General features: G+C 72.9%; 23 protein-coding genes and 3 tRNA genes. 16 read left to right on the forward strand and 10 right to left on the reverse strand.

Going from position 1 to position 25901, the window contains the following annotated elements:
• Positions 1-119: 119 nt before the first annotated feature.
• Positions 120-1556 carry a GuaB1 family IMP dehydrogenase-related protein gene (locus ACTWPP_RS18905; RefSeq protein WP_443105603.1) on the reverse strand — a complete coding sequence of 479 codons (1437 nt, stop codon included), beginning with the start codon at positions 1554-1556 and terminating at the stop codon, positions 120-122.
• Between the two features lie 719 nt (positions 1557-2275).
• Between ACTWPP_RS18905 and ACTWPP_RS18910 the strand changes: the two genes are divergently transcribed.
• Entirely contained in the window at positions 2276-3190 is a 915-nt protein-coding gene (locus ACTWPP_RS18910; protein ID WP_443105604.1) for an Lrp/AsnC family transcriptional regulator, read from the forward strand.
• A gap of 74 nt (positions 3191-3264) precedes the next feature.
• Here the strand turns inward: ACTWPP_RS18910 and ACTWPP_RS18915 are convergent, their stop codons facing one another.
• The 3 genes from ACTWPP_RS18915 to ACTWPP_RS18925 all read right to left on the reverse strand — a co-directional run bounded on the left by ACTWPP_RS18915 (position 3265) and on the right by ACTWPP_RS18925 (position 6911).
• The gene (locus tag ACTWPP_RS18915; protein WP_443105605.1) at positions 3265-4137 is read right to left on the reverse strand and encodes a LysR family transcriptional regulator; all 873 of its coding nucleotides are present in this window, start codon (positions 4135-4137) and stop codon (positions 3265-3267) included.
• Positions 4138-4230: 93 nt separating this feature from the next.
• Entirely contained in the window at positions 4231-5799 is a 1569-nt protein-coding gene (locus tag ACTWPP_RS18920; protein WP_443105606.1) for an MFS transporter, read from the reverse strand.
• A gap of 77 nt (positions 5800-5876) precedes the next feature.
• Positions 5877-6911 carry a GDP-mannose 4,6-dehydratase gene (locus ACTWPP_RS18925; protein WP_443105975.1) on the reverse strand — a complete coding sequence of 345 codons (1035 nt, stop codon included), beginning with the start codon at positions 6909-6911 and terminating at the stop codon, positions 5877-5879.
• Between the two features lie 177 nt (positions 6912-7088).
• Between ACTWPP_RS18925 and folP the strand changes: the two genes are divergently transcribed.
• A complete protein-coding gene (gene folP, locus ACTWPP_RS18930; protein ID WP_443105607.1) occupies positions 7089-7928 on the forward strand; it encodes a dihydropteroate synthase in 840 nt (279 codons plus the stop codon).
• 222 nt (positions 7929-8150) lie between these two features.
• Here the strand turns inward: folP and ACTWPP_RS18935 are convergent, their stop codons facing one another.
• Together ACTWPP_RS18935 and ACTWPP_RS18940 are read right to left on the reverse strand one after the other, a co-directional pair.
• The gene (locus tag ACTWPP_RS18935; protein WP_443105608.1) at positions 8151-8705 is read right to left on the reverse strand and encodes a CGNR zinc finger domain-containing protein; all 555 of its coding nucleotides are present in this window, start codon (positions 8703-8705) and stop codon (positions 8151-8153) included.
• 214 nt (positions 8706-8919) lie between these two features.
• A complete protein-coding gene (locus tag ACTWPP_RS18940) occupies positions 8920-9492 on the reverse strand; it encodes a hypothetical protein (RefSeq protein WP_443105609.1) in 573 nt (190 codons plus the stop codon).
• 299 nt (positions 9493-9791) lie between these two features.
• Between ACTWPP_RS18940 and ACTWPP_RS18945 the strand changes: the two genes are divergently transcribed.
• From ACTWPP_RS18945 to ACTWPP_RS18955, 3 genes are all read left to right on the forward strand, one after another.
• Positions 9792-9863: transfer RNA gene (locus tag ACTWPP_RS18945), tRNA-Trp, on the forward strand.
• A 14-nt stretch (positions 9864-9877) separates the two neighbouring features.
• A tRNA-Ala gene (locus ACTWPP_RS18950) sits at positions 9878-9948 on the forward strand.
• Between the two features lie 55 nt (positions 9949-10003).
• Positions 10004-10091, forward strand: a tRNA-Ser gene (locus ACTWPP_RS18955).
• Positions 10092-10110: 19 nt separating this feature from the next.
• Here ACTWPP_RS18955 and ACTWPP_RS18960 read toward each other — a convergent pair.
• Entirely contained in the window at positions 10111-11448 is a 1338-nt protein-coding gene (locus ACTWPP_RS18960; RefSeq protein ID WP_443105610.1) for a pyridoxal phosphate-dependent aminotransferase, read from the reverse strand.
• Positions 11449-11618: 170 nt separating this feature from the next.
• Here ACTWPP_RS18960 and ACTWPP_RS18965 point away from each other — a divergent pair, with 170 nt between their 5' ends.
• From ACTWPP_RS18965 to ACTWPP_RS18985, 5 genes are all read left to right on the forward strand, one after another.
• A complete protein-coding gene (locus ACTWPP_RS18965; protein WP_443105611.1) occupies positions 11619-12545 on the forward strand; it encodes a LysR family transcriptional regulator in 927 nt (308 codons plus the stop codon).
• 323 nt (positions 12546-12868) lie between these two features.
• Entirely contained in the window at positions 12869-13660 is a 792-nt protein-coding gene (locus tag ACTWPP_RS18970) for a VC0807 family protein (protein WP_443105612.1), read from the forward strand.
• Positions 13661-13780: 120 nt separating this feature from the next.
• On the forward strand, positions 13781-14950 hold the full coding sequence (locus ACTWPP_RS18975; protein ID WP_443105613.1) for an Ig-like domain-containing protein: 1170 nt from the start codon (positions 13781-13783) through the stop codon (positions 14948-14950).
• A 188-nt stretch (positions 14951-15138) separates the two neighbouring features.
• Positions 15139-16344, forward strand: coding sequence for an Ig-like domain-containing protein (locus ACTWPP_RS18980; protein ID WP_443105614.1), 1206 nt, complete (start codon positions 15139-15141; stop codon positions 16342-16344).
• Positions 16345-16434: 90 nt separating this feature from the next.
• Complete coding sequence (locus ACTWPP_RS18985; protein ID WP_443105615.1) at positions 16435-17745, forward strand: glycosyltransferase family 4 protein; 1311 nt, start codon at positions 16435-16437, stop codon at positions 17743-17745.
• Positions 17746-17779: 34 nt separating this feature from the next.
• Here ACTWPP_RS18985 and ACTWPP_RS18990 read toward each other — a convergent pair whose 3' ends face one another.
• Positions 17780-18289 carry a mycothiol transferase gene (locus ACTWPP_RS18990; protein WP_443105616.1) on the reverse strand — a complete coding sequence of 170 codons (510 nt, stop codon included), beginning with the start codon at positions 18287-18289 and terminating at the stop codon, positions 17780-17782.
• Between the two features lie 214 nt (positions 18290-18503).
• Here ACTWPP_RS18990 and ACTWPP_RS18995 point away from each other — a divergent pair, with 214 nt between their 5' ends.
• Positions 18504-19361 carry an STAS domain-containing protein gene (locus ACTWPP_RS18995; protein WP_443105617.1) on the forward strand — a complete coding sequence of 286 codons (858 nt, stop codon included), beginning with the start codon at positions 18504-18506 and terminating at the stop codon, positions 19359-19361.
• Entirely contained in the window at positions 19358-20326 is a 969-nt protein-coding gene (locus tag ACTWPP_RS19000) for an anti-sigma factor RsbA family regulatory protein (protein ID WP_443105618.1), read from the forward strand. Before ACTWPP_RS18995 ends, ACTWPP_RS19000 begins: the two co-directional genes overlap by 4 nt.
• Here the strand turns inward: ACTWPP_RS19000 and ACTWPP_RS19005 are convergent.
• Both ACTWPP_RS19005 and ACTWPP_RS19010 read right to left on the reverse strand, forming a co-directional pair.
• Positions 20309-21604 carry a sensor histidine kinase gene (locus tag ACTWPP_RS19005; protein ID WP_443105619.1) on the reverse strand — a complete coding sequence of 432 codons (1296 nt, stop codon included), beginning with the start codon at positions 21602-21604 and terminating at the stop codon, positions 20309-20311. The two genes, ACTWPP_RS19000 and ACTWPP_RS19005, sit on opposite strands and share 18 nt — an antisense overlap.
• Positions 21601-22257, reverse strand: coding sequence for a response regulator transcription factor (locus ACTWPP_RS19010; RefSeq protein WP_443105620.1), 657 nt, complete (start codon positions 22255-22257; stop codon positions 21601-21603). The genes ACTWPP_RS19005 and ACTWPP_RS19010 overlap by 4 nt, the downstream gene beginning before the upstream one ends.
• Before the next feature lie 156 nt (positions 22258-22413).
• Between ACTWPP_RS19010 and ACTWPP_RS19015 the strand changes: the two genes are divergently transcribed.
• From ACTWPP_RS19015 to ACTWPP_RS19030, 4 genes are read left to right on the forward strand one after another with little or no spacing between them, the layout of a single operon-like run.
• Positions 22414-22968: a hypothetical protein gene (locus tag ACTWPP_RS19015; RefSeq protein ID WP_443105621.1), complete on the forward strand. Its 555-nt coding sequence runs from the start codon at positions 22414-22416 to the stop codon at positions 22966-22968.
• Positions 22968-24014 (forward strand): peptidoglycan-binding protein, encoded by a 1047-nt coding sequence (locus ACTWPP_RS19020; protein WP_443105622.1) that lies wholly within the window; start codon positions 22968-22970, stop codon positions 24012-24014. The genes ACTWPP_RS19015 and ACTWPP_RS19020 overlap by 1 nt, the downstream gene beginning before the upstream one ends.
• Entirely contained in the window at positions 24011-24700 is a 690-nt protein-coding gene (locus tag ACTWPP_RS19025) for an ABC transporter ATP-binding protein (RefSeq protein WP_443105623.1), read from the forward strand. The genes ACTWPP_RS19020 and ACTWPP_RS19025 overlap by 4 nt, the downstream gene beginning before the upstream one ends.
• The gene (locus ACTWPP_RS19030) at positions 24697-25899 is read left to right on the forward strand and encodes an ABC transporter permease (protein WP_443105624.1); all 1203 of its coding nucleotides are present in this window, start codon (positions 24697-24699) and stop codon (positions 25897-25899) included. Before ACTWPP_RS19025 ends, ACTWPP_RS19030 begins: the two co-directional genes overlap by 4 nt.
• The last annotated feature ends 2 nt before the right edge of the window (positions 25900-25901 follow it).

Below are 25901 nucleotides of genomic sequence, written 5' to 3' on the forward strand. Positions count from 1 at the left end.
GACGCAGACCCCCTTCTCCGTCCCTGGGTCAAAGCGTGCAGGTCAGCGTGCCGAATGTGCCGCGACGGCGGCGGCGTGTCGCGAAATGCCGCGCCGCGAGGGCGGCTAAACCGGGAGGTTCACCAGCTGCTGGACAGCGGCATGCCCTCGGCGTAGCCGGACGAGCCCTGGATTCCGACGGTCGCCCGCTCGTGGAACTCCTCCAGCGTGCGGGCGCCCGCGTAGGTGCACGAGCTGCGCAGCCCGGCGACGATCGAGTCGATCAGGTCCTCCACGCCGGGGCGCCGCGGGTCCAGGAACATCCGGGACGTGGAGATGCCCTCCTCGAACAGCGCCTTGCGGGCCCGGTCGAACGGGGAGTCCTCGGCGGTGCGCAGCCGCACGGCCCGCGCGGACGCCATTCCGAAGCTCTCCTTGTAGAGCCGCCCGTCGGCGGCGCGCTGCAGGTCGCCGGGCGACTCGTAGGTGCCGGCGAACCAGGAGCCGACCATCACGTTCGCGGCGCCGGCCGCCAGCGCCAGGGCCACGTCGCGGGGATGCCGGACCCCGCCGTCGGCCCACACGTGCCGGCCGAGGCGGCGGGCCTCGGCGGCGCACTCCAGGACGGCGGAGAACTGCGGGCGGCCGACTCCGGTCATCATCCGGGTCGTGCACATCGCGCCGGGGCCCACGCCGACCTTGACGATGTCGGCGCCGGCCTCGATCAGGTCGCGGGTGCCCTCGGCCGTCACCACGTTCCCGGCCGCGACCGGGACGCCGGGGTCCAGGCCCCGGACGGCGGCGAGCGCGCTCAGCATCTTGTCCTGGTGGCCGTGTGCGGTGTCGACGACGAGCAGGTCGGCGCCCGCCTCCAGCAGCGCCTTCGCCTTGCCGGCGATGTCGCCGTTCACGCCGACCGCGGCGGCGATGCGCAGCCGCCCGGCGCCGTCCACGGCGGGCCGGTAGAGGGTGGCGCGCAGCGCGCCGGTGCGGGTCAGGATGCCGGCGAGCCGGCCGGCGGCGTCGACGACGGGGGCGAGGCGGTGGCCGCGTTCGTGCAGCCGGTTGAACGCCTCGCGCGGGTCCACGCCGGCGGGCAGCGTGACCAGGTCGCGGGACATGATGTCGCGGAGCTGGGCGAACCGGTCGACGCCCTGGCAGTCGGCCTCGGTGACGACGCCCACCGGCCGGTCGTCCTCGACGACGATCACCGCGCCGTGCGCGCGCTTCGGCAGCAGCGCCAGCGCGTCGCCGGCCGTGCTGGACGGATCCAACCGGATCGGGGTGTCCACGACCAGGTCGCGTCCCTTGACCCAGCCGATGACCTCGGCGACCACGTCGGCCGGGATGTCCTGCGGAAGCACCGCGATGCCGCCGCGCCGGGCGACGGTCTCGGCCATCCGGCGGCCGGAGACGGCGGTCATGTTGGCCACCACGAGCGGCACGGTCGTCCCGCTGCCGTCCGAGGTCGCCAGGTCGACGTCCAGGCGCGACGCGACCGAGGAGCGGCGGGGGACCATGAAGACGTCGTTGTAGGTGAGATCGTGAGCGGAACGCTCACCGTTCAGCAGGTGCACGGCAGTACTACACACCAATCGCGGATCCGGGTGGCTGGGCCACCGTACATTGTCGGCCATACCCGCCGATGCTCCGGCCAAGCCGTGCCCGGGCCCCGCCCAACGCGCCGGCCGCCGCCTCGGCGGGGCCGTACCCAGGGGTGATGACTCTGTGTCCCCGCGGAGTGGCCGGGTGATCTCCGGTGGCGCGCCCGTCCCCTGCCGCGCGTGACGGAAGTGAACGCGATGACGGTGGTGGAAAACGGTGCAACGTGGGGCTTGGCTCTCTGTAAAGTTACCTCTTGACGTAACTGCGCCCCGGATGCACTTTTCTTACATGTGCCTCACGCGGACGGCGAGACCCGCCGTTGGGGCGTGACAGCAGAACACCGGGAGAAGCGCATGCAGGTCACGCACTTGAGCCCGGTCAGCCGCGCTCGCCCGCGCCGCGGGCCGCCCCGGCCGGGCGGCGATCGCCGCGGTGATCATTGCCATTCCGCGCGGCCGCCGCCGGCGCCGCTCCGCGCCGGTCGCGCGGCGCGGGCCCGGCATCGTTGCGCTCTCGCGGGGGTTTGCCCGGCGTCGGAAACGGCGCCGCGCGGAACCCGGCACAGACGCATCGACGGCCGCCGGGCATGGCGAACACGAGCAAGATCAATATTTGACGTCATACCGTCCTGAAATGGAATGATCTTGCAGTTGCTGGCAAAACGATTCATCACATGTCGAGGAGGAGAGCCGTGCTGGATGCGGTCGACGCCGTGCTCGTCCGCGAGCTCCAGCGGGATGGCAGGGCGACGTTCCAGGCGCTCGCCGACCGCGTCGGGCTTTCCCGCACGGCCGTGCGGGCACGGGTACAGCACCTTCTCGAGACCCGGGTCGTCCGCGTCGTCGGCATCGTGCACGCCGCCGTCGTCGGCGCGGAGGCGATCGGGCACCTGTCGGTCACCGTGGACGGCTCGGCCAGGGAGGTGGCCGCGGCCATCGCCGAACGCCCCGCCGTCAGCTTCACCGCGCTGACCGCCGGCCCGCACGACCTGGTCGCGCAGGTGCGCACCCGAGACGACGCCGCGCTCGCGGCCGAGGTGGACCACATCAGGTCCGTCCCGGGGGTGCGCTCGGCGGAGGTGTTCCGGTCGGTGTCCACCGTGCGCGACACGCACGCGGTGGTGCGCGAGCTCGGCGAGGTCAGCCTCGACGACATCGACTGGCGGCTCCTTCAGGAGCTGCAGCGCGACGGGCGCGCCCCCTACACCCGGCTCGCGCACATCATCGGCCTGTCGCAGGCCGCGACCCGGGCCCGGGTGGTCAGGCTGATGCGCTCGGGCGTCATCCAGGTCACCGGCCTGGCCGACCCGCTGGCCCTCGGCGCCGCCGAGCTCGGCGGGTTCGGGCTGATGGTGACCGGAGGGCTGCGCAAGGTCGCCGAGGCGGTCGCCGCCCAGGACGGCGTCCGCTACCTGGCGACGGGCTTCGGCCGCTACGACATCGTCGGGCAGGCCGAGGCGACCTCCCGCCGCGAGCTGGTCGCCGTGCTGGACGCGATCCGGTCGGTGCCCGGGGTGACGGTCAGGGAGTCCTGGCACCACCTGGACGTGGTGAAGGAGTCCTACGCCGTCGAACTCCCCGAACACCCGCTCAACGGGTCGTCCTGACCGGTCCCGCCCCGGCCGCGGCGCGAACCGCGGCCGGGGCGGGACCGGCGCGCCCGGGACGCGGGCCGTGCGGCTCAGTGGTCGTCGCGGCCCGTTTCCTTGGCGAACGTCAGGAAGTCGCGCGCGGCGGGCGGGAGCCTGCGGTGCGCGTGGACCAGCCCGATCATGCGGGTGATCGGCGGCATGAACGACCGGACGGTCACCCCCTCGGTGTCGTCGATCTGGTTCCGGTACCACAGCAGCGACCCCATCCCGGCGCGCACCCAGCCGAGCCAGGCGCCGCGCTCGTCGGACTCGACGGCGGCGACCGGGGTGGCGCCGATGCGCCGCAGCATCAGGTCGATCTCGGCGCGGCGGGCGCTGCCGCGGGCGGGCAGCACGAGCCGCATCCCGTTCAGCGCGGCCGGCGGCACCGGCTCGCGGACCTTCAGCGCGGGCGGCGAGATCAGCACGACCTCCCGCTGCTCGAACGGGTGCGCGGACATGTCGCCGGGGACCGGCAGATCGGTCAGCGCCAGGTCGGCGCGGCCCGCGCGCAGCGCCGCCGCGACCTGGTCGCGGTCCGCGCAGCGGACGACCCGGATCCGGACGGCCGGCTGGTCGCGGGCGAAGCGGGGGATGAGCCGGCCGGTCAGCTCCGGCTCCAGGGACGCGGTGACGGCGATCCGCAGCTCCGCGCCCCGCCCGTCGGCGCGGGCGACTGACAGCGCCTCGATCGCCTCGACGGCGCCCAGCGCGACGCGGGCCTCCCGGACCACCCGCTCGCCGGTGGGGGTCAGCACGACGCCGCGGCCGGAACGCGCGAACAGTTCGACGCCGAGCTCGCGCTCCAGTTCGCGGACGGCCCGCGAGAGCGCGGGCTGGGCCACGTAGAGAGCCTGGGCCGCCGACGTCATCGTGCCGTGGTCGGCGGTCGCCACGACATAGCGCAGCTGCCGCAGATTCATGCCTTGACCGTATGACAACGAACCGATCCGGTCCTGGACATAGCCGGAATCGGACCGAGAATCAGCGGCGGCGGACCCCCGCCGGCCTGATGATCAAGGGCGCGGCCCGGGTGCGGGCCCCCCGTCCCGGTCGGCCGGGACGGTCTCCGGCTCGGGCTGCAGCTGCGGGGCGCCGACGCCGCAGTGGCTCCTGCACTCGGGCTCGACCTGCTCCCCGGACGGGGTGCGCAGCGCGTCGTCGCCGATGGTCAGGAAGCTCAGCAGCGCCCCGGAGACCAGGATCACGGCGCATGTCACCATCGCGATCCCGAACCCGCGGGAGAAGGCGGCGGGGTTCTCGTAGGCGTCACCGGTCAGCCCCGCCAGCGGCGGGATCGCCGCCACCGCCAGCAGCCCGGCGGCCCGCGCCACCGCGTTGTTGACGCCGCTCGCCACGCCCGCGTGGCGGACCTCCGCGGTGGCGAGCACGGTGGCGGTGAGCGGCGCGACGACCGCCGACAGGCCCAGCCCGAACACGATCACGGCGGGCAGGACTTCGCGCACGTACGAGGCGTCCGCGCCGATCCGGGCGAGCATCAGCATCCCGGCGGCCGCCACCAGCAGCCCGCCCGTCATCGGCAGCCGCGGGCCGATCCGCTGCGCGAGCGCGCCCGCCCGCGCCGACAGCAGCAGCATCAGCGCGGTGACCGGCAGCAGCGCCGACCCCGCCGCGATCGGCGAGAACCCGCCGACGACCTGCAGGTGCAGCACGAACAGGAAGAACATCACGGCCATCCCGCCGTACATGATGAACGTGACGACGTTGACGGCGGAGAACTGCCGGGAGGCGAACACGTCCAGCGGCAGCATCGGCCGCGGCCGCTCCCGGCCCGCCCGCCCGCCGGCCGGCGGCCGTGCCCGGCCGCGGAGCCGCTCGACCACCACGAAGGCCACGGCCGCCGCCAGGCCCGCGACGATGGAGGCGCCGATGACCGTGGGCTCGGCGTCGCCGCCGGGCGCCTCGGTGAGCGCGTACGTCGTGCCCGCCAGGGCGAGCGCCGCGAGCGCCGCGCCGAGCACGTCGAAGCGGCCGCGGGCGTCCGGGTCGGCGCTCTCGGGGACGTGCCGGGCCGCCACCAGCACCACCACGGCGGTGAGCGGCACGTTCAGCAGGAACACCCACCGCCAGCCGGCCGTCTCCACCAGCCAGCCGCCCGCGAACGGCCCGATCGCCCCCGCGACGCCGCCGAGGCCCGACCAGGCGCCCACCGCGCGGGGACGGTCGTCGGGGGCGAACGACGACTGGATGATCGCCAGCGAGCCGGGGGTGAGCAGCGCACCGCCGACCCCCTGCAGCGCCCGGGACACGATCAGCATCTCGACGTTGAGGGCGAGGCCGCACAGCGCCGACGCCGCCGCGAACCACACGACGCCGATGAGGAAGATCCGCCGCCGTCCGAACCGGTCGCCGAGCGAGCCTCCGAGCAGGATGAACCCGGCGAGCGTCAGCGTGTAGGCGTTCACCGTCCACTGCAGCCCGGACATGTCGGCGCCCAGGTCCCGCGCCAGCGCCGGCAGCGCCACGTTCACGACCGTGGCGTCGAGCATCGCCACGCCCGATCCGAGCACGGTCGCCAGCAGGATCCAGCGCCCGGGCCCGGTGCCCAGCCGTACGTCCGGCATCAGATGATCGGTTCGTCGACGACCATGCCTGCATCGTGCCACGTCCCGCCCGGGTCACGCCTCCCCGGCGGGACGGGTCACCAGTGGTCGGGGCTGAACGGCTCGTCCTCGGGACGCGCGGACCGCGACAGCAGCCGCAGGTCCGACTCGACCATCATCGTCACCAGGCCCTCGAACGTCACCTCGGGCTCCCAGCCGAGCTGCTCGCGGGCCCTCTTCGGGTCGGCGCACAGCAGGTCGACCTCGGCGGGACGGGTGTAGCGGGCGTCCAGGACGACGTGGTCCTCCCAGTTCAGGCCCGCCGTCCGGAACGCGAACTCCACCAGTTCGCGCACCGACTGCGTCTGGCCCGTTCCGATGACGTAGTCCTCGGGGGCGTCCTGCGTCAGCATCAGCCGCATCGCGCGGGCGTAGTCGCCCGCGTAGCCCCAGTCGCGCCGCGCGTCGAGGTTGCCGAGCCGCAGCTCGGTCGCCAGGCCCAGCTTGATGCGCGCCGCGCCGAGCGTCACCTTCCGGGTCACGAACTCGGCGCCCCGGCGCGGCGACTCGTGGTTGAACAGGATCCCGCTGACGGCGAACATCCCGTAGGACTCGCGGTAGTTCTGCGTGATGTAGTGCCCGTAGCTCTTGGCCACCCCGTACGGGCTGCGCGGGTGGAACGGCGTCTTCTCGTTCTGAGGCGTCTCCCGCACCATCCCGAACATCTCCGACGACGACGCCTGATAGAACCGGATCTGCTCGCGGCCCGGCGTCCGGGACGGGCTGATGCCCGACACCACGCGGATCGCCTCCAGCATCCGCAGCACGCCCATGCCGGTCACCTCGGCGGTCAGCTCGGCCTGCTGCCACGACATCGGGACGTAGGAGATCGCGCCCAGGTTGTAGACCTCGTCGGGCTGCACCCGCTCCACCGCCGAGATCAGGCTGCCCTGGTCCAGCAGGTCTCCGGTGGTGATCTGAACGTCGCCGATGTGCTTGCGCAGCCGCGACACATGGGGGTTCGCCTGCCCCCGCACCAGGCCCCAGACCTCGTACCCCAGCCCAAGCAGATGCTCGGCCAGATACGAGCCGTCCTGTCCGGTGATGCCGGTGATGAGTGCTCGCCTGGACAGCGGATCCTCCATGGCTGAAATAGGTCCGACGCGGGCCCACCACGGGTGGAACCCGCAACGAGCGTGAAATATGAGATTACCGACCACGTTACGTCGATGACGAGGGAGGGCACCGTTTGAACCGAATTCACTTCTGGTTCGCCCGGCGGCCCGCAGGTGTGCCACGGTGAGGGCATCATGAGCTCAGCGCAGGTGCCGCCGCTGCGGCTGAACGGCCGCGCGATCGGCCCGCACGCCATCATGGCCGTGGTGAACCGCACACCCGACTCGTTCTTCGACCGGGGCGCCACCTACGGCTTCGACGCGGCCCTCGACGCCGCCGGCCGGGCCGTGGCCGGCGGCGCCGACATCGTCGACATCGGCGGGGTGAAGGCCGGCCCCGGCGAGGACGTCGGCGTCGACGAGGAGCTGCGCCGGGTCGTCGACCTGGTCGCCGCCGTCCGCGACCGCCATCCCGGCGTGGTGATCAGCGTCGACACCTGGCGCGCCGAGGTCGGCGAGGCGGTGGCGCGGGCGGGCGCCGATCTGCTGAACGACACCTGGGGCGGGCCCGACCCCCGGCTCGCGGAGGTCGCCGCCGCGCACGGCATCGGCCTGGTCTGCTCGCACGCGGGCGCCCTCGCCCCCCGCACCCGTCCGCACCGGATCGGCTACGGCGATGTCGTCGACGACGTGATCGGGCACATCACGGCCGAGGCCGAGCGCGCCGCCGCCCTGGGGGTGCGGCGGGACGCGATCCTCATCGACCCCGCCCACGACTTCGGCAAGAACACGCGGCACTCCCTGGAGATCACCCGGCGGCTCGGCGAGCTGACCGCCACCGGGTGGCCGGTACTGGTCGCGGTGTCCAACAAGGACTTCATCGGGGAGACCCTCGGCCTCCCGGTCGACGCGCGCGGCGTCGGCACGATGGCCGTCCTCGGCGTCTCCGCCCTCCTCGGCGCCCGGGTCTTCCGCGTCCACGACGTCCCCGCCGCCCGCCACGCCCTGACCGCCGTGGCCGCCCTTCGCGCCTGAACATCGAAATCATGCGCACCCACACCGGCCACCACCGCAACCACGCGACAACCCGAACCGTCGCGATCGCGTCCGAAGGCAGGTTTCGAGCCTGCGAGAAACCTGATCGCGCAGCGAGCCGCAAGGCGAGCCGGAGCGATGCAGCGATCGCACCGCAGTGCCCGCCGAAGGAGGGCCTCCAAGGCCCGACGCCAAGGGCAGTGCTAATAAACACGGGCAGTGCTAATGAACGCTGCGTTGGCGGGCTCGGTAGGCGGCGACGTGCATGCGGTTGCCGCAGGTGCGGCTGTCGCAGTAGCGGCGGCAGCGGTTGCGCGACAGGTCCACCAGGACCCGTGAGCAGTCCGGGGCCTCGCAGGTGCGCAGCCGGTCCAGTTCGCCCGCCGCCACCACGTAGGCCAGCGCCATCCCGCAGTCGGCGGCCAGGTGCTCGCCCAGCGGCGCGCCGGGCGCGAAGAAGTGCACGTGCCAGTCGTAGCCGTCGTGGTCGGTCAGGTGCGGGGTGGTGCCGATCTCGCCGACGATCTCGTTGATCTGCCGCACGGCGGACGGGACGTCGCCGGCGCGGAACACCGCGTGGAACCGCGCGCGCAGGTCCAGGACGCGCAGCAGGTCGGTGTCGGTGAGGTCGCCCACGTCGCTGAACGTGTTGCGCTCCACGAACGAGCGCAGGCCGGGCAGGCCGCCGAGCCGCTCGGCGCCGGACGCCGCCGCGGCGGTGTTGATCAGGTCGACGACGACGGCGAGCGCATGCTCGGTGTCATGAGTGAAAATCACAATGACTCCAGTCTCCGGGACCGGGGCGGCCGTGTGCCCGGCGGCGCAGCCGGGGCCGGAACGCGGCCCGTGGTCCCCAACCATATGACGCCGAACGCGCACGTCCACGCGCACCCCGCCAGGACGCGCTGGCGCGTCGTGCGGCCTGATCCGGCCGGAACGTTCCACCGGCGGCGCGTGCCGCGGTCCGCCGCGGCGGCGGGATCGGCGCCGGTCAGCGCTCGTAGTTGGGGTCGGCGACGACCGGGTAGTAGGCGTCGGTGTGCTGGATCCGCATCGTGACGGTCGAGCCGTCCAGCGTGTAGTCGGCCTTCACCTGACGGAACATCGAGTCGCTCGCCCACGGGTTGTAGAGCCTGCCCACGGTCGCGCCGTAGCGCAGATGGACGACGTCGTAGCCGCCGGACGGCATCGACTCCAGCGTGAGGCCGTCGGCGAGGGAGACGGTGAAACGGAACTCCGAGGGGGCGTCGGGCCCGTGGACCACCGTCAGAAGCCGCACGCCGCCGGCCGTCGTCTGCGCGACGATGTCGGTGTCGACGTCCACGCCCACGAACACCCGCAGGCTGGGACGCAGCACCTGCGCGACGGTGTCCGCCGCCGCCACGTCGATCCCGAGGTGGATCCGCTGCCCGTCCCTTGTCGGCACCCACACGCCGTCACGGGCGCGCTGGCCCCAGGCGACTTCCGGATTCTCCATCTCCTGGGGCTCGTTCTTGCCCCGCGCGACCAGAATCCTGGAGGCGGCGCTCATCGCCGCGGCAGCCCCGTCCCGTGCATGCCTCATGGCGGGCCCCCTCGCCTTCTTCATCACTTGCGTGACTTCGTGCTCATCTTGGGTTTACCACGGGCAAGGCGGGCCGGATGCCGCTTGGCTTGCCGTTGGTCGATGCGTGACGTTCGCCCCGTGCGTCGTTGGACCTTACACCACGCTTATACGTGCCGGTCGGGCCAGGCTGTGATCCTCCGCACGGCCGCTCGCGGCACCGATGACGGTGCGCATCCGGCCCTTCACGCAGAAAATACATTGTGCCCTGCCGGAACCCTCCGCATCATTGGACACGTCGAACAGACGCGAAAGCACGATGGGGTGAGCCACCGGATAGGCGACCGGCCTCCAAAACCGGCGAAAAGTGGGTTCGACTCCTACCGCCCCAGCTGAGACGGATCACGGGCTTGTGGTGTAACGGCAGCACACTTCCCTTGCAAGGAAGCGATCAGGGTTCGACTCCCTGCTGGTCCACCGACGGTTCACGCGGCGGTCCGTCCGGTCGCCCGGACGGACCGCGCTTTCGCACGGAGGGTTGGCCGAACGGTAAGGCAGCAGTTTCGAAAACTGACGTCGAGGTGACACTCGAAGGGGTTCGACTCCCTTACCCTCCGCCATTCCCGCCGCCTTTTCCCGTCAGGCCGGAACCGGCTCGCCCGCGGTGACCGTCACGCAAAGGTCGGCGAGGACGTCGCCGAGGTGGTCCAGCGCGCCCGCGATCCACGGCAGGGCCGCCGGGGCGGGGGAGGCCAGGGCCGCGAGCCGCTGCTCGTCGTCCTCCCCGTAGAGCAGGCTCGGCGCCACCCGCATCCGCAGGGCCGCCGGGGCGTCCCCGAACGAGCTGCCGGGCAGGACGCCGACCCCGTAGCGCTCCAGCAACAGATCCGTCAGGTCTCCGGCCGTCCGGACGCCGTGGTTCTCCCGCAGCGCCTCCCGGACCGGGCCGAAGTCGGGGTAGACGTAGAAGGCCGCCTCCGGCCGGGTGACCCGGGCGCCCGCGGCGGCGAACCGGTCGGCGACCGCGCCGGTGATCGCGGCGTGCAGCCGCCGGCTGCGGTCGATGTGCTCGACCAGCTCCGGCGGCTCGGCGAACGCGTACGCGGCGGCGTGCTGCATGGGGGCCGGGGCACTGGACCAGATCTCGCTCGCCACGCCCAGCAGGCTGTCGCGCAGGGCACGGCCGAACGGGCCGTCGGGCAGGCGCGCGACGCCGAGCCGCCAGCCGCCCGCGGCCAGGCTCTTGCTCAGCGCGGTCGTCACGACGGTCCGCTCCGGCGCGTACCGGGCCGGGCTCGGCACCTCGCCGCCCGGCACGTGCACCAGGTCGCGGTAGATCTCATCCGAGATGATCACAAGGTCGTGCTCGCGCGCCACCGCGCACAGCCGCCGCACGGTGCCCGCGGAGGCGATCGTCCCCGTCGGGTTGTCGGGAAGCGTCACCACCACGGCCCGCACGTCCCGGCCCCGCGCCCGCGCCCGCACCACGGCGTCGGCCAGCAACGCCGGGCTCGGCACGCCGCCCTCGCCGGGCGGGGTGGCGACGCGGATCGGCTCGGCGCCCACCAGCGACGTCTGCGCGGCATAGGTCACCCAGCTCGGCGCCGGCACGACGACGTCGCCGCCGAGCGCGGTGAGCAGGGCGTACAGCAGCGGCTTGCTGCCGGGGCCGGCGACGACCGTGGACGGGTCGGTGGGCAGCCCCCGCCGCGCCCAGTAACCGGCGGCGGCGGCGCGCAGCGCGGCGGACCCGGCGACCGGCCCGTAGCCGCCACGGCCCGCGGCCGCGCCGAGTTCACGGGTCAGGGCGGGGTGTATCGGTATCCCGGCCTCCCCGAAGCCCAGCGGGAGGACGCGCCGGCCCTCCCGGCGCTTGCGCGCGATCGCCTCGTTCACCGCGAGCGTCGCCGACAGCGGAACGGGACGCGGGGTGAAGGGCAATGGCCGGACGGGTGCGGGCTCTTCCAGGGCAGGCATCGATGCTCCAAAGGGCATGGCGAAACAGGCAAGACGAAACGGGCATGGCGAAACAGCGGTGGGTGACTGCAGAATCCCCCTGTGCGACCCGGCCGGGCTCGATCTCATACTTGCCCGCATTTAGCATCATCACAAGCGAGTCTCATCGATGGTGACCGTAAGATGGACTGATGCTAGAGTTGCGCCGCCTCCGCCTTCTCGCCGAATTCGCCCGCCGCGGCAGCATCGCCGCGACCGCCGCCGCCCTCGGGTACACGCCGTCGGCGGTCTCCCAGCAGCTGTCCGCGCTGGAGCGGGAGGCCCGCGTGCCGCTGCTGGACCGGACCGCCCGCAGCGCGGAGCTGACCGACGCCGGGCGCCGCCTGGCCGAGCGCGCCGAGGAGATCCTCGGCCTGGTCGAGACCGCCGAGGCGGAGCTGTCGGCGCATTCGGAGACCCCCGTGGGACGCGTCGTCGTCACCGCGTTCCCCACCGCCGCCGTCGCCTTCGCGCCCGCGCTGGCGCAGAGCCTCGGCGAGCATCCCGGGCTGACGTTCGTCCTGCGCCAGACCCGGCGCGGCGACGGCATCCGGCAGGTGCAGAACGGCGAGGTGGACATCGCGCTCATCGACGACTGGACGGGCAAGGTCCCCGATCAGTCTCCCGCCGCCCTGGAGTTCTTCCATCTGCGCCGGGACCCGCTGGTCCTCGTCGTCCCGGCCACGCACCCCATGTCGGATCCCGCGCTCCCGGTGGACCTGCAGCGGCTGCGGGAGGAGCCGTGGATGGCCGCGCCGCCCGGGGAACTGTCCCGGCAGGCCGTCGAGCGGCTCCTGGACACCGTCGGCGGAGCCCGCCCCGTCCCGTGGGAGTTCGAGGGCCTGCACACGATCCTCAGCCTGGTGGCCCGGGGAATCGGCATCACCGCGGTGCCCGCGCTGGCCCTCGCCGCCGGCGACCAGGGTGTGGCGGTGCGGCGCATCCCCGAGTGCACGCTCGCCCGCGAGGTCTACGCCGTCACCAGGAGCGCGAGCGTGCGCAGGCCGTCGGTGGCGGTCACGCTCAGGGCCATCTACGCCGCGGCTCGCGACGCTCAGCCCGCCCCGCCGGAGAGCTGAGCGAAGGGGGCACTAAAGTCGGAATCAGGGCCGGGGCCGCACCGGTTCGACTCTGGCCGATTCCGGACGCCACCCGCACCGAACGGGACGCGGAGCCGAACTAAGGAGGAACGGCCGCGGAACCCCGGGTCATTTCAAAACGGACATACGGGTGCGGATCATCACGTACGGTGGGGCGAATCGTGAGCACATCCGAGTTCATGCACACCGATCGGGGAGCACAGCGCTCGATGGATCGACCGGCGACCATGCCCGCACCGCCCCTCTGGGCGGCGGGAACCTCCACGCCCACGGCGCAGATACCTACGGCGGAGCCTCGAACCGTGGAGACCCGTCCTGTGGAGACCGCAGTGGCGGTGACCGCCTCGGCGGAAGGCGCCACCGCTGAGACCCCCGCCGCGGAGGCCCCGGCTGCGGAGGCCCCCGCGGGGATCACGCGCGCGGCCGGGTCCGAGGAGGCGCACGGCGGCGGGCACATCGTCTTCGAACTGCCGCGGGTGCCCGCGCTGCTCATGCACGCCCTCCCGCGGTTCGTCGAGGGCGTCATCGCCCCCGTCGTGGTGTTCTACGTCGCCCTCATGCTCCTCGGGCTGACCGGGGCGCTCGTCGCCGCCGTCGCCTGGGTGTACGGCGGCATCATCTACCGGTACGTGCGCGGGCATCCGGTGTCGGGGATGCTGGTGCTGGCCGCGGTCGGCGTGACCGTCCGCGCGGGGCTGGCGGGCGCGACGGGCAGCGCGATCGTGTACTTCCTGCAGCCGACGCTCGGGACGCTCTGCGTGAGCATGGCCTTTCTCGCCTCGGTACCGCTGGGCAAGCCGCTGGCCATGAAGCTCGCGAGGGACATGGCGCCGATCCCCGACGCGTTCTACAAGCACGCCCGGGTCCACCGGTTCTTCCTGCGCATCTCGCTGCTGTGGTCGGCGGTCCTGCTCACGAACGTGGGCGTCAGCCTCTGGATGCTGTTCAGCCAGTCGATCGGCATGTACCTGTGGATCCGCACCGGCATCGTCGCCGGGCTGGGCGCGATCGGCATCGCCGTCTCGGTGTGGGGCTTCAAGCGCGTCGTGCGCCATGTCAACCGCGAGCCCGCCGAGGGCGTGCCCGCCGTCTGAGCGGCCTCATCCGGCCTGAGCAGTGATCATCCGCCCGACGGGCCGAACTTCTGGCCCGTCCGGGGCGTCTCCATTCTCAGATAGTCCGACACGGGGCGAAATTTCGAGTTTGGGGGAGTTGTGGCGACTAGGGGCCGTTTCAGGCTGGTGCTGACCGGTGCGGCGAGCGTGGTCGCGATGCTCGCGGCCGGCTGCACGGTCGGCGGCGGGGGCAAGCTGGCGGCGGGGAGCTCGGGCGAGCCCGTGACGATCACCCCGGCCAACGGGACCGCGCAGGTCAAGCCGGACGGGAAGATCCAGGTCAAGGCCTCGGACGGCAAGCTGCAGAAGGTCACCGTCCAGGGCGAGGGCGCCACCGTCACCGGGAGGTTCGGCGACGACCGCAAGACGTGGAGCTCCACCCGGACGATGACGCCCGGAACGTCCTACACCGTCACCGCCCAGGCCCGCGACGACGGCAAGACCCGCACCGTGACCAGCTCCTTCAGCACGCTCAAGGCGGCCCAGACGCTCTCGATCGCCGACGTGACCCCGAACGTCGAGGGGGAGAAGGTCGGCGTCGGCATGCCGATCATCGTCCGGTTCGACCGGCCGGTCACCGACAAGGCCGCCGTCGAGCGGGCCCTGCGGGTCACGCCTGACGAGCCGGTCGAGGGCGCGTGGCGGTGGGTCGCCCCCGACCAGGTCATCTACCGGACGAAGACGTACTGGCGGCCGCACCAGAAGGTCGACTTCCACGCGGCGCTGGCCGGGGTCAACGCGGGCGGCGGCGTCTACGGGGCGAAGGACGCGCAGGCGACCCTCCACATCGGCGCCGCGCAGATCACCACCGGCGACATGGGCAAGCACCACATGACCGTGACGCGGGACGGTAAGAAGCTGCGGACCATCCCGTTCAGCGCTGGCAACGGGGAGACGCGGGAGTACACCACCACGAGCGGCGTCCACCTGCTGATGGGGAAGGGCAACCCCGTCACGATGACGGCCCCCGGCCGCAAGCCGGGCGACCCCGGGTACTACAAGACGGTCGTCGACCACGCGGTCCGCTTCTCCAACAGCGGCGAGTTCGTGCACTCGGCGCCCTGGTCGGTCGGATCGCAGGGCTCGGCGAACGTCAGCCACGGCTGCATCAACGTCAATCCCGCCAACGCGCGCTGGTACTACGACATCATGCAGCGCGGCGACGTCATCAAGCTGACCGGCACCGACCGGCAGATCGAGTGGGACAACGGCTGGGGCTACTGGCAGCTGTCCTTCGACAAGTGGCGCCAGGGCAGCGCCCTGCGCTGACCTTCCACCCGCGGCGTGCGGCCCGGTGCGGACCGGGCGGCACGCCGCTCTGCAACGCTTTGATCTCGGCCGCCTGTAAAAACCCTGTGACGTGGCATGATCGACGACTTTTGTCGCTAATGTCTCTCTGGTACACGGCGGGGTTACTGGAGGTTGAGGTGCAGCGGAGACTTTCCGCAGGAGTTCGGGTGGGTACGGCGCTGGCGGGTGTCGTGTTGCTCCTTACTACGGCCTGCAGCGGGGGAGAGAAGGACAACGGCGTCACCGTCGGCGAGAAGGCCGCCGCCAACGTCCCGCAAGTGACGATCGACCCGGGCAACGGGAACGTCAAGGCCAAGCCGGAAGAGGGCGTCAAGGTCACCGCCGTGGGAGGGACGCTTGACAAGGTCACCCTCTCCCTCAAGGGCAAGCCGGTCGCCGGCGAGATGGCCGCCGACAAGACCACCTGGCAGTCGCGCACGCTGCGTCCCGGCTCCAGGTACCAGGTCACGGCGGTCGCCACGAGCCCGCAGGGCAAGTCGGCCACGGTCAACGCCGCGTTCGCCACGCACAAGGCGCCGCGGGAACTCGGCATCGCCGACGTCACGCCGACCAAGAACGAGAAGGTCGGCGTCGGCATCCCGATCCAGGTCACCTTCAACCGGGGGGTCGAGGACAAGGACGCCGTCGAGAAGGCCCTGGAGGTCAAGTCGACCAAGCCCGCCACCGGTGCGTGGCACTGGGTGAACGACACCACGGTGATCTTCCGCACCAAGAACGGCCAGTACTGGGAGCCCAACCAGAAGGTCAGGCTGCGCGCCAGGCTGGCCGGTGTGAAGGCGGGCAAGAAGACCTACGGCGTGTCCGACTTCACGCGCACGTTCCGCATCGGCGACGAGCACATGGTCTACGTCAGCACCAAGAGCAAGAAGGCCGTCGCCAAGGAGAACGGCAAGAAGGTGCGCAGCTGGCCCATCAGCGCCGGCAAGGGCGGGCGCGTGGTCAACGGCGTCGACACCTACCTGACCACCAGCGGCATCCACCTGACCATGGGCAAGGAGAATCCGGCGATCATGACGTCGGAGTGGATGGGCGTCGACCCGGAGGACAAGGAGAACGGCGGCTACAAGGAGGTCATCCCCCACGCGGTGCGGATCTCCAACAGCGGGGAGTACATCCACTCGATGGCCGCCACCGTGTGGGCGCAGGGCCGGCAGAACGTCAGCCACGGCTGCATCAACTCGCCGCCCAAGGACGCCCGCTGGTTCTACAACTGGTCCTACCGCGGCGACCCGGTGATCGTCACCGGGACCAAGCGTGAGGTCGAGTGGAACAACGGCTGGAGCTACTACCAGATGTCCTGGAAGCGCTGGGTCAAGGGCAGCGCGCTCGATCGTTCCGTGACGACCGGCTGATGTTGACCGGGCCCGTGTTAACCGGGCTCGTCCCCGGGAAGGAGCCGTGCACGGCCGCCTTCGATAGGGGACCCGGTGAACGAGCCACCAGTGCGCAAGCTGAGACTGAAGCGCCGCGTCCGGCGCAGGGCACACCGTGTTCTGCGCCGCGCGGCGTTCTGGGCGTTGCGGCCGATCCGATGGAGGCGCGTACCGCCGCCGGGTGAGCGGCTCCGCGTCCGCGTCCTCCTCCAGAACGCGCACGGGACGGGCGGCACGATCCGCACCGTGCTGAACCTGTGCGGGTACCTGACCCGCGACCACGACATCGAGATCGTCAGCGCTCTGAAGGGGAACCCGAAACCGTTCTTCGCGCTCCCCGGCGACGCCGCGATCACGTACGCCGACGACCGTTTCGCCCCCAAGGGCAGGACGGCCCGCCTCCTGGGCCGGTTCCCGAGCCTCCTTATCCCGTCGGAGGAGTCGTCCTTCCGCTTCATGAGCCTCTGGACGGACGTGTGCCTGCTGCGCGCCCTCCACCGCACACCGTCCGACGTGCTCATCGCGACCCGGCCGTCCCTCATCCTGCTGGCCGCCGAACTCACGCCGCGCGGTACCGCGACGATCGGGCAGGACCACATGAGCCTGGAGTCCTACCAGCCGCCCCTCCGGCGGCAGGTCGTGCGCGCCTACCGCCGTCTCACCGCGCTCACGGTCCTCACCGGACCGGCCCGCACCGGCTACGAGGCGGCCCTCGCCGGCTCCGGCGTGCGCATCGTCCGGATTCCCAACGCCTCGCCTGCGCTGCCGGGCAGGCCGTCCCGGCGCGAGCACAAGGTCGTGCTCGCGGCCGGCCGCCTCGTCAGCAACAAGGGCTTCGATCTGCTGATCCGCGCCTACGCGCCGATCGCCGCCGAGCGGCCCGACTGGACGCTGCGCATCTTCGGCTCCGGGGTGCAGCGGGACCGGCTCGGCGCGCTGATCGCCGACCTCGGCCTGACCGGACGGGTCGAGCTGGGCGGGTTCACACGCGACCTGCACGGCGAGATGGCGCGCGCGTCGGTCTATGTCCTGTCGTCGCGCCGTGAGGGCATGCCGATGGTCATCATCGAGGCCATGGGAATGGGCCTGCCGGTGGTGTCGTTCGACTGCCCCTTCGGCCCCCCGGAGCTGATCACGCACCGCAGCGACGGCCTGCTCGTCCCCACCGGGGACGTGGACGCGCTCACCGCCGCGCTCCGCGAGCTGATCGTGGACCCCGGCCTCCGTGACCGCCTCGGCGAGCAGGCCCGGCGGTCCGCCTGCGCCTACGACCTGGAGCACATCGGCGCGCGGTGGTCACGCCTCATCTCCGGGCTTGATCCGTCCGCACCGCGCCACATCACCCGCAAGCCGGACAAATCGCGGAAGATCCCGGCTTGAGCGTTCCCGGCGGCGACCGGTGACCGGGCGCGGCTCAGCCGCGCCGCAGGAGACCGCGGACGAAGGCCGCCTGGCCGGCGTGCTGCAGGTCATCGGAGATCACGCTGATCAGCCGCACGGCCAGCGTGACCGGCGGATCCCACGCGCGGTCCACGACCCGGCGCAGATCGTCGTCGGTCAGCGAACCCACGTACTCGACGGTCCGGTCGTGCACGGCGTCGTGGTAGCCGGTCAGCAGGTCCGCCGAGTCGACCTGGACCGCCGCGACCTCGTCTCCGGTGTGGCCGTAGCCCGTGTCGGACGGATCGAGCGGGAGCCCGAACCGGCCGGCCCAGCCGTCCCGGATCCAGACCTGCTCGGTGCCTGCGGCGTCGGCGATGTGATCGTCCTGGACGCGGGTGAGGTGCCAGACGAGCCAGCCGATCGAGTTGGCCTCGCCGCCGGCGCGGTGGGCGAGCTGCCGTGGGGTGAGCCCGCCGGCCGCCTCGCGGACCGTCTCCCGGATCCGGCCGAACGCGTCCGTGAGCAGTTGCGCGCTGGTCATTGACATGACGCTACCCGAACGGGCCCGCACGACCGGGACCGCGCCCGGCGGCGGCGCGGCGGATTCCGGCGTTCCGCTTGATACTCAAAGTGATCCATACGATCCTTAGCGTAGTCGGCGAGGGCGGCTCCGCGGCCGGGACGACGCGGACGCTCGGGGGAGAAGGGGTGCGGATGCCGGTGACGTGCGTCCCCCCGGCGGCGTTGGGCGGATCATGTCCGGCGCCGTGACCTCGGTGTTCGGCATCGAGCCGGGCGACCACGCGTACCTGCGGTACGCCGGGGACGACGAGCGCCGCCTGCTGCGGGCCGCGCACGTCACCGCCGCCGCCGGACGCGGTGAGCGGGCGGTGTTCGTCGACGCCGGCGCCTGGGGCGGCCACGATCCCCGCGCGCTGCCCGGAGGCGGGCAGGTGTTCGTCCTGACTCCCGGCGAGGCGGGGTTCGCCGGCGGGCGGCTGGACGTCCCCCGGCTGATGCGGGTGCTGGACGCGCAGGCCGACGAGGCCGCCCGGCTGGGACTGCGGGGGCTGAGGGTCTGCGTGGACCTGGACGAGGTCCTGGCGGTCACGCCGGAGACCGCGCCGCGCGGCGACGGCGGCGGGCCGGGGCGCTGCCCGCTGGCCGTCCTGCGCGGCCGGTCCCGCCCTCCGGCGGTCATCTGCCACGGTGACCGCGCCCGGCTGCCCGAGGCGATCCTGCCCGCCCTGGCGGAACGGCACCCGCTGACGCTGGACGCGGCGACGGCCCTGACACGGCATCCGCTGCTGTGCGTCCGTCCGGTCCGCGACCCGGCCGGGCTGTGCCTGGAGGGGGAGATCGACGACTCGAACCTCGGCCTGCTCGCGAGGGCGCTGGAGACGGCGCCGCTGGACGGCCGGGACCTGCGGCTGTACGTCCGGCGCCTGCGGTTCGCCGATGTGGGGGCGGTGCGGCTGCTGGCACACGCGGCCGACGCGATGCCGGACGGCCACCGGCTCGTCCTGCACGCGCCCGGCCCGGTGATCAAGGCCGTCCTGCGCCACTACGGATGGGACCGCCGGCTCGTACTGGAAGAGGGGGACCGGGGGTGAGCGGTTCGGCGTTCGTTCATCAGGGCTGCGTCTACGCCGGCGACGACGAGTTCCTGCGGATGGCCGTGCCGTTCATCGACGAGGGACTGCGGCGGGACGAGCCGGTGCTGGTCGCCACCACGCCGGTCAACCTCGACCTGGTGCAGACCGCCCTGGGGAGGCACGCCCGGAAGGTCGACTACGCCGAGACCGCGTTCTTCGGCCGCCGCCCGCCGCAGCGCGTCGCCGCCTTCACCGGCTACCGGCACCGGCATCCCCGCGCCGGCCGGGTCCGGATCCTCGCCGAACCCGTCTGGGCCGGGCGGTCCGCACGGCAGGTCGAGGCGTGGGAGTGCATGGAGTCCGCCCTCAACGCCGTCCTGGCCGGCACCGGCATCCACATGATCTGCCCCTATGACGCTCGCACCGCCGGACCGGAGATCGTCGGCAACGCGCTGCGCACCCATCCGCACATGGTGGAAGGCACCGACGTGGCCGCGAGCCCCCGCTACACCGAGCCCGTCTCGTTCGTCCGCGCCCGGGCCGCGCCGCTGCCCCGCCGCCCGGACGACGCCGTCACGCTGACGTTCACCGGGAACCTCAGCCGGATGCGGCACGCGGTCGTGATGGAGAGCGCGATGCTCGGGCTGGCCGGCGAACGCCTGATGATCTTCTCCGCCGCGGTCGGCGAACTGCTCACCGGAGCGGCCGGCGCCGGGACGGAACGGCCGAGCGTCGCGCTGTGGGCCCGGCCCGGCGAGGTCGTGTGCGACATCCGCCTGCCCGCCACCACGTCCCTCGACCCGTTCATCGGGCTGCACCCGCCGACGCTCGACCCGAGGCCGGGCGACGGCTTCTGGCTCGCCCGGCAGATCTGCGACCACCTCGACGTGCGGCCCGCACCGGGCGGAACCACGATCCGGCTGCACACCCCGAACCTCCGAGCCGCCGAAGTGCGCCAGGGCGGGTCACCCTTGGACGGGTGAAGCGAAGTCCGCGCCGTCCGCGCCGTCCGCGCCGTCCGCGCCGGCGGACCGGCGGGCCGGCTCGCGGCCGGGCAGCCGGACGGTGACGACCAGTCCGCCGCCGGGACGCGGCACGGCGGTCACGGTGCCGCAGTGCGCGATCGCCGTGGCCCGGACGATCGACAGCCCCAGCCCCGACCCGCGGTCGGAGCGCACCCGGTCGTTGCCGAGCCGGCGGAACGGCTCGAAGATCGTCTCGACCTCGTAGGCGGGCACGACCGGCCCGGTGTTGGTGACGACGACCTCCGCCCAGCCGTCCCGCTCCCCGGTGGCGATCGCCAGATCGCCGCCGTCGTGGTTGTGCCGGACCGCGTTCTCGACCAGGTTCTGCACGAGCCGCTCGACGAGGACGGGATCGCCCGAGGTGGGGGCCGGGGCGAGGCCGCGCACGGCGATCACGCCACGGGCCTCGGCCTCGGCGGTCGCCTGGTCGAGGACGTGGCCCGCCACGTCCGCCAGGTCCAGCGGCCCGGCGTCGGTCACGGCGTTCTCGGTGCCCGCCAGGGTGAGGAGCCCGTCGATGAGCCGCTCGTGCCGCCCGTTGACGACCAGCAGCGACTCCCCGAGGCGTTTGACGTCGTCGGTGGCGTCCGGGCGGCGCACCGCCACGTCGACGAGCGTCCGGTTGATGGCGAGCGGGGTGCGCAGCTCGTGCGAGGCGTTCGCGACGAACCGGCGCTGGCCGTCGAACGCCCTGGCCAGCCGGCCGAGCATGGTGTCGAAGGCGTCGGCCAGCTCCTTGACGTCGTCGCGCGGCCCCTCGTAGGAGATCCGCTCGGTGAGGTCGTGGCTGCGCGCCACCCGCCCCGCCGTCTCGGTGATCTTGTGGACGGGACGCAGCGCCCGGTCGGCGAGCAGCCACCCGAAGCCCAGCCCCGCAGCGCCCACCACCCCGAGCGCGATGCCGCCCTGGGTCAGCAGCGCGCTCAGCGTCTCGCGCTGGTAGTCCTCCCGTCCCTGGATCAGGGCTCCCTCGACCCTCTTGACCGTGGCCACCGGCGCTTCCCCGGGGGGCGGCGCGACGTGCCTGCCCGTGGGCCCGTCGACCGCGAACACCCGCTTGGTGTCGACGGACGGCTCGCTCTGCCGCCCGAGGTTGTTCTGCACCAGGATGTAGGTCAGCCCCAGCAGCACCACACCGGCGCACAGGAACATTCCGGTGTACAGCAGCGTGAGCCGCATCCGGATCGTGGGCCGCAGCCGTTCGGTGAACCCCGTCATGTCGGTGAGCCCCTTCATGGAATCCGGTACCCCACTCCCGGGACGGTCTCGATGACCGGGGGGTCGCCGAGCTTGCGGCGCAGCTTCATCAGCGTCACCCGGACGGTGTTGGTGAACGGGTCGGCGTGCTCGTCCCACACCTTCTCCAGCAGCCGCTCGGCCGACACGATCGTCCCGTCCGCGCGCAGCAGTTCCGCCAGCAGCCCGAACTCCTTGCGCGCCAGATGCACGTACCGGCCGTCCCGGTACACCTCCTGGCGGGACGGGTCGAGCCGGATGCCGGCGCGGTCCAGGGCCGGCGGCGACGCCGGGCGGGCCCGTCGGCCGAGCGCCTGGACCCGCGCCACCATCTCCTCGAACGCGAACGGCTTGGTCAGGTAGTCGTCGGCGCCGATCCGCAGCCCGTCGACCCGCGCCGGGACGGTCACGGCCGCGGTCAGCATCAGCACCCTGACGAGCGCGCCGGACTCCACGACCGCGCGGCACACGTCGTCGCCGTGCACGACCGGCAGGTCCCGGTCCAGGACGAGCACGTCGTAGTCGTTCACGCCGAGCCGTTCGAGCGCCGCGTCCCCGTCATAGACCACGTCCACGGCCAGGGCCTCGGCCCGCAGCCCCTCGGCGATCGAATCGGCGAGCATCCGCTCGTCCTCGGCGATCAGTACCCGCACGTTCGCCCTCCCTGCCGTCCTGCCCCCGCCCAGCTTCGGGCAGCGGGCGTAACGCCGGCATAACGCGATCTGGTTACGCCGGGGTTATCGGCCCGCGGCTGAACTTGCGGTCGCCGCCGGCGCACCGTCCGGCGGAGACGACAAGGAGACCGACCGATGCGACGACGGACGTTCGCGGCGCTGGCCCTGGTCCCGGCTCTGGCCCTCGGGCTGCCGGGGTGCGGGGGCGACGGCGGTGGCTCGGGAACCGCCAAGGCGGCCGACGACCAGGAGAAGATGCGCGAGTTCGCGCAGTGCATGCGCGACAACGGGATCGACATGCCGGATCCGACGGGGGACGGCAAGGTCACGATCCGCAGAAGCGCCCGCCCGGGGGAGGGCGGCCCCGGGGAGGGCGGCGGCCCGGGCGCGGACGACGAGGTGGCTGCGGCGCAGAAGAAATGCCGGCACCTGATGCCCAACGGCGGCAAGCCGCAGAAGATGAACCCCGAGGACGTGGCGAAGCTGCGGGCCTTCTCCAAGTGCATGCGCGACAACGGCATCAGCGAGTTCCCCGACCCCGATTCCGACGGCAGGATCCTGATGGAGGCCGGGCCGGGCACCGGGCTGGACCCGGAGAGCCGGAAGTTCAAGGACGCGCAGAAGGCGTGCGCGAAACTCGCGCCGGACGGCGGCGGGGGCCCGAGCGCCGACGGCAAGGACGGCGACTAATGGCCAGGGCGCGCACCGCCGTCCTGGGTGCGGCGGGACTGGCCGTCGTCGGCGGCGCGGGTCTGGCGACCGCCGGCCTCGGCGGCGGTGGCGGCGGCCCCGCCGCCGCGCACAGCGCACTGCCGCCCGCGACGGCACCGATCGAGCGGACGACGCTGGTCGAGACACAGGACGTGGAGGGCACGCTCGGGTACGGCGCCGCCGGCACGGTCGCCGGTGCCGGCCACGGCATCCTCACGTGGCTGCCCGGCGCCGGTTCCGTGATCTCCAGGGGGCGGCCGGTGTACCGGGTCGACGACACGCCGGTGCCGCTCCTGTACGGCAGGCTCCCCCTGTACCGGACGCTCTCCGCGGGGAAGGAGGGCGCGGACGTCAAGCAGCTCGAACGGAACCTGCGGGCGCTCGGCTATACCGGATTCACCGTCGACGACACCTACAGCGCCGCGACCGCGGCGGCCGTGAAGCGCTGGCAGGACGACCTCGGCGTCGAGGAGACCGGCAGGGTGGAGCGGGGGGCGGCCGCCATCGCCTCCGGGCGGATCCGGGTGGCCGAACGGAAGGCCCATGTCGGCGACAGGCTCGGCGGACCCGTCCTCACCTACACCGGCACCACCCGCGTCGTGAGCGTCGACCTCGACGTCCAGTACCAGCGGCTTGCGAAGAAGGGCGCGGAGGTGGAGATCGAGCTGCCGTCCGGCGACACCACCAAGGGAAAGATCACCTCGGTCGGGAAGGTCGCCGAGGACGGCGGGAACGACCAGCCGACCACGATCGAGGTCACGGTCGCGGTCGGCAGCCAGAAGTCCCTCGGCTCCTACGACAAGGCGCCCGTCGGGGTGCGCCTCACCGCGAACCGGCACCGCGACGTCCTCGCGGTGCCGATCGGCGCGCTGCTCGCGCGGGGCGACGGCGGCTACGCCGTCCAGGTCGTCCAGGACGGGCGTGTCCGCACGGTGCCGGTGGAGACCGGCGTGTTCACCGAGGGCCAGGTCGAGATCTCCGGGTCCGGCCTGGCGGAGGGCGTGCAGGTCGGGGTCCCCTCATGAGCCCGGTCGTGGAGCTCCGGGAGGTCACCAAGACCTACCCGGGCGGGGTCACCGCGCTGGACGCGGTGTCGCTGACGGTCGGGGCGGGCGAGTCCGTCGCGATCGTCGGCCCGTCCGGGTCCGGGAAGTCGACGATGCTGCACATGCTCGGCACGCTGGACCGGCCGAGCGCCGGCACCGTCCTCATCGAGGGCGGGGACGTGTCGCGGCTTCCGGACCGGCGGCTGTCGGCGCTGCGCGCCCGGCGGATCGGGTTCGTGTTCCAGCAGTTCCACCTCGCCGCCGGCGTGAGCGCGCTCGACAACGTCGCCGACGGGCTGCTGTACGGGGGCGTGCCGCCGGCGGAGAGACGGCGCCGGGCCCGCCGCGCTCTGGAGCGCGTGGGGCTCGGGCATCGCCTCGATCACCGGCCGCACCAGCTGTCCGGCGGCGAGAAACAGCGGGTCGCGATCGCCCGCGCGGTGGTGGGGGAGCCCCCGCTGCTGCTGGCCGACGAGCCGACCGGCGCGCTGGACTCCGCGTCCGGCGCGGGCGTCCTGGACCTGCTGCGCGAGCTGTCCGGCTCCGGGACGACCGTCGTCCTCATCACGCACGACCGGGACATCGCCGCGCTGCTGCCCCGGCAGGTGCGGATGCGCGACGGCCGGATCGTCCACGACGGCGCACGGATGGAGGCCGCACGGTGAACGCGAAGACACCGCCCGGGGACGCGCCCGCCCGGCTCGGCCCCGGGGACGTGCTGCGGGTCGGCGCCGCCGGCCTGCGCTCCCGCCCGGCGCGGGTGTTCCTGTCCGCCCTCGGCATCGCGATCGGCATCGCCGCCATGATCGGCGTGGTCGGCATCTCGACGTCCAGCCGCGCCCAGCTCCAGGTCACCCTCGACCGGCTCGGCACCAACCTGCTCACCGTCGGGCCGGGCCAGGACTTTTTCGGCGACACCGCGAAACTTCCCGGGGAGTCGGTCGGCATGGTGGGACGGATGCCCGACGTCGAGTCGGCGTCGGCCACGGCGAAACTGGAGGACGTCAACGTCTACCGCAACGACCACATCCCGGAAGGGCAGAGCGGCGGGATCAGCGTCCTCGCGGCCCGCCTCGACCTGCCCCGCACCGTCGGCCTCACCATGGCGGCCGGTACCTGGCTCAACGCGGGCACGGCGCAGTACCCGGCCGTGGTCCTCGGGTCGGCGACGGCCGACCGGCTCGGCGTCGCGGCACCGAACGTCCAGGTGTGGCTGGGCTCCCAGTGGTTCACCGTCGTCGGCATCCTGAACCCCAACGAGCTGGCGCCGGAACTGGACGACGCCGCGCTCGTCGGGTGGGACGCCGCCGCGGCCCACCTCGGCTTCGACGGCCACCCGACCACCGTCTACACCCGCGCCCGCGAGGACGCGGTGGCGAAGGTGCGGGACCTGCTCGCCGCGACCGCGAACCCGCGGTCGCCGAACGAGGTCCAGGTCAGCCGCCCCTCGGACGCGCTCGCCGCCGAGAACGCCACCGACCGGGCGTTCACCGGCCTGCTCCTCGGCCTCGGCGGGGTCGCGCTGCTGGTCGGCGGCGTCGGCGTCGCCAACACGATGGTGATCTCGGTCCTGGAGCGCCGCGCCGAGATCGGGCTGCGCCGTTCCCTCGGCGCGACCCGCGGCCAGATCCGGCTGCAGTTCCTCACCGAGTCGCAGCTGCTGGCCGCGCTCGGCGGCGTCGGCGGCGTGGCCCTCGGCATCGTCGTCACCGCGGTGTTCGCGGTGACGCAGAGCTGGCCGACCGTCGTCCCGGTCTGGGCGATGGCCGGCGGCATCCTCGCCACCTTGGTCATCGGCGGCGTCGCCGGCCTGTACCCGGCCGTCCGTGCCGCCCGCCTGGCCCCCACGGAGGCGCTGTCCTAGCC

The organism is Actinomadura sp. 3N407 (genome assembly GCF_052245875.1).
Lineage (GTDB): Bacteria > Actinomycetota > Actinomycetes > Streptosporangiales > Streptosporangiaceae > Spirillospora.

Excerpts from the sequence above, each read along its gene's own strand:
- ACTWPP_RS18915 (WP_443105605.1), bottom strand. The coding sequence starts at position 4,137 with ATGAATCTGCGGCAGCTGCGCTATGTCGTGGCGACCGCCGACCACGGC.
- ACTWPP_RS18920 (WP_443105606.1), bottom strand. The coding sequence starts at position 5,799 with ATGCCGGACGTACGGCTGGGCACCGGGCCCGGGCGCTGGATCCTGCTG.
- folP (WP_443105607.1), top strand. The coding sequence starts at position 7,089 with ATGAGCTCAGCGCAGGTGCCGCCGCTGCGGCTGAACGGCCGCGCGATC.
- ACTWPP_RS18940 (WP_443105609.1), bottom strand. The coding sequence starts at position 9,492 with ATGAGGCATGCACGGGACGGGGCTGCCGCGGCGATGAGCGCCGCCTCC.
- ACTWPP_RS18960 (WP_443105610.1), bottom strand. The coding sequence starts at position 11,448 with ATGCCTGCCCTGGAAGAGCCCGCACCCGTCCGGCCATTGCCCTTCACC.
- ACTWPP_RS18965 (WP_443105611.1), top strand. The coding sequence starts at position 11,619 with ATGCTAGAGTTGCGCCGCCTCCGCCTTCTCGCCGAATTCGCCCGCCGC.
- ACTWPP_RS18990 (WP_443105616.1), bottom strand. The coding sequence starts at position 18,289 with ATGACCAGCGCGCAACTGCTCACGGACGCGTTCGGCCGGATCCGGGAG.
- ACTWPP_RS18995 (WP_443105617.1), top strand. The coding sequence starts at position 18,504 with ATGTCCGGCGCCGTGACCTCGGTGTTCGGCATCGAGCCGGGCGACCAC.
- ACTWPP_RS19005 (WP_443105619.1), bottom strand. The coding sequence starts at position 21,604 with ATGAAGGGGCTCACCGACATGACGGGGTTCACCGAACGGCTGCGGCCC.
- ACTWPP_RS19015 (WP_443105621.1), top strand. The coding sequence starts at position 22,414 with ATGCGACGACGGACGTTCGCGGCGCTGGCCCTGGTCCCGGCTCTGGCC.
- ACTWPP_RS19020 (WP_443105622.1), top strand. The coding sequence starts at position 22,968 with ATGGCCAGGGCGCGCACCGCCGTCCTGGGTGCGGCGGGACTGGCCGTC.
- ACTWPP_RS19025 (WP_443105623.1), top strand. The coding sequence starts at position 24,011 with ATGAGCCCGGTCGTGGAGCTCCGGGAGGTCACCAAGACCTACCCGGGC.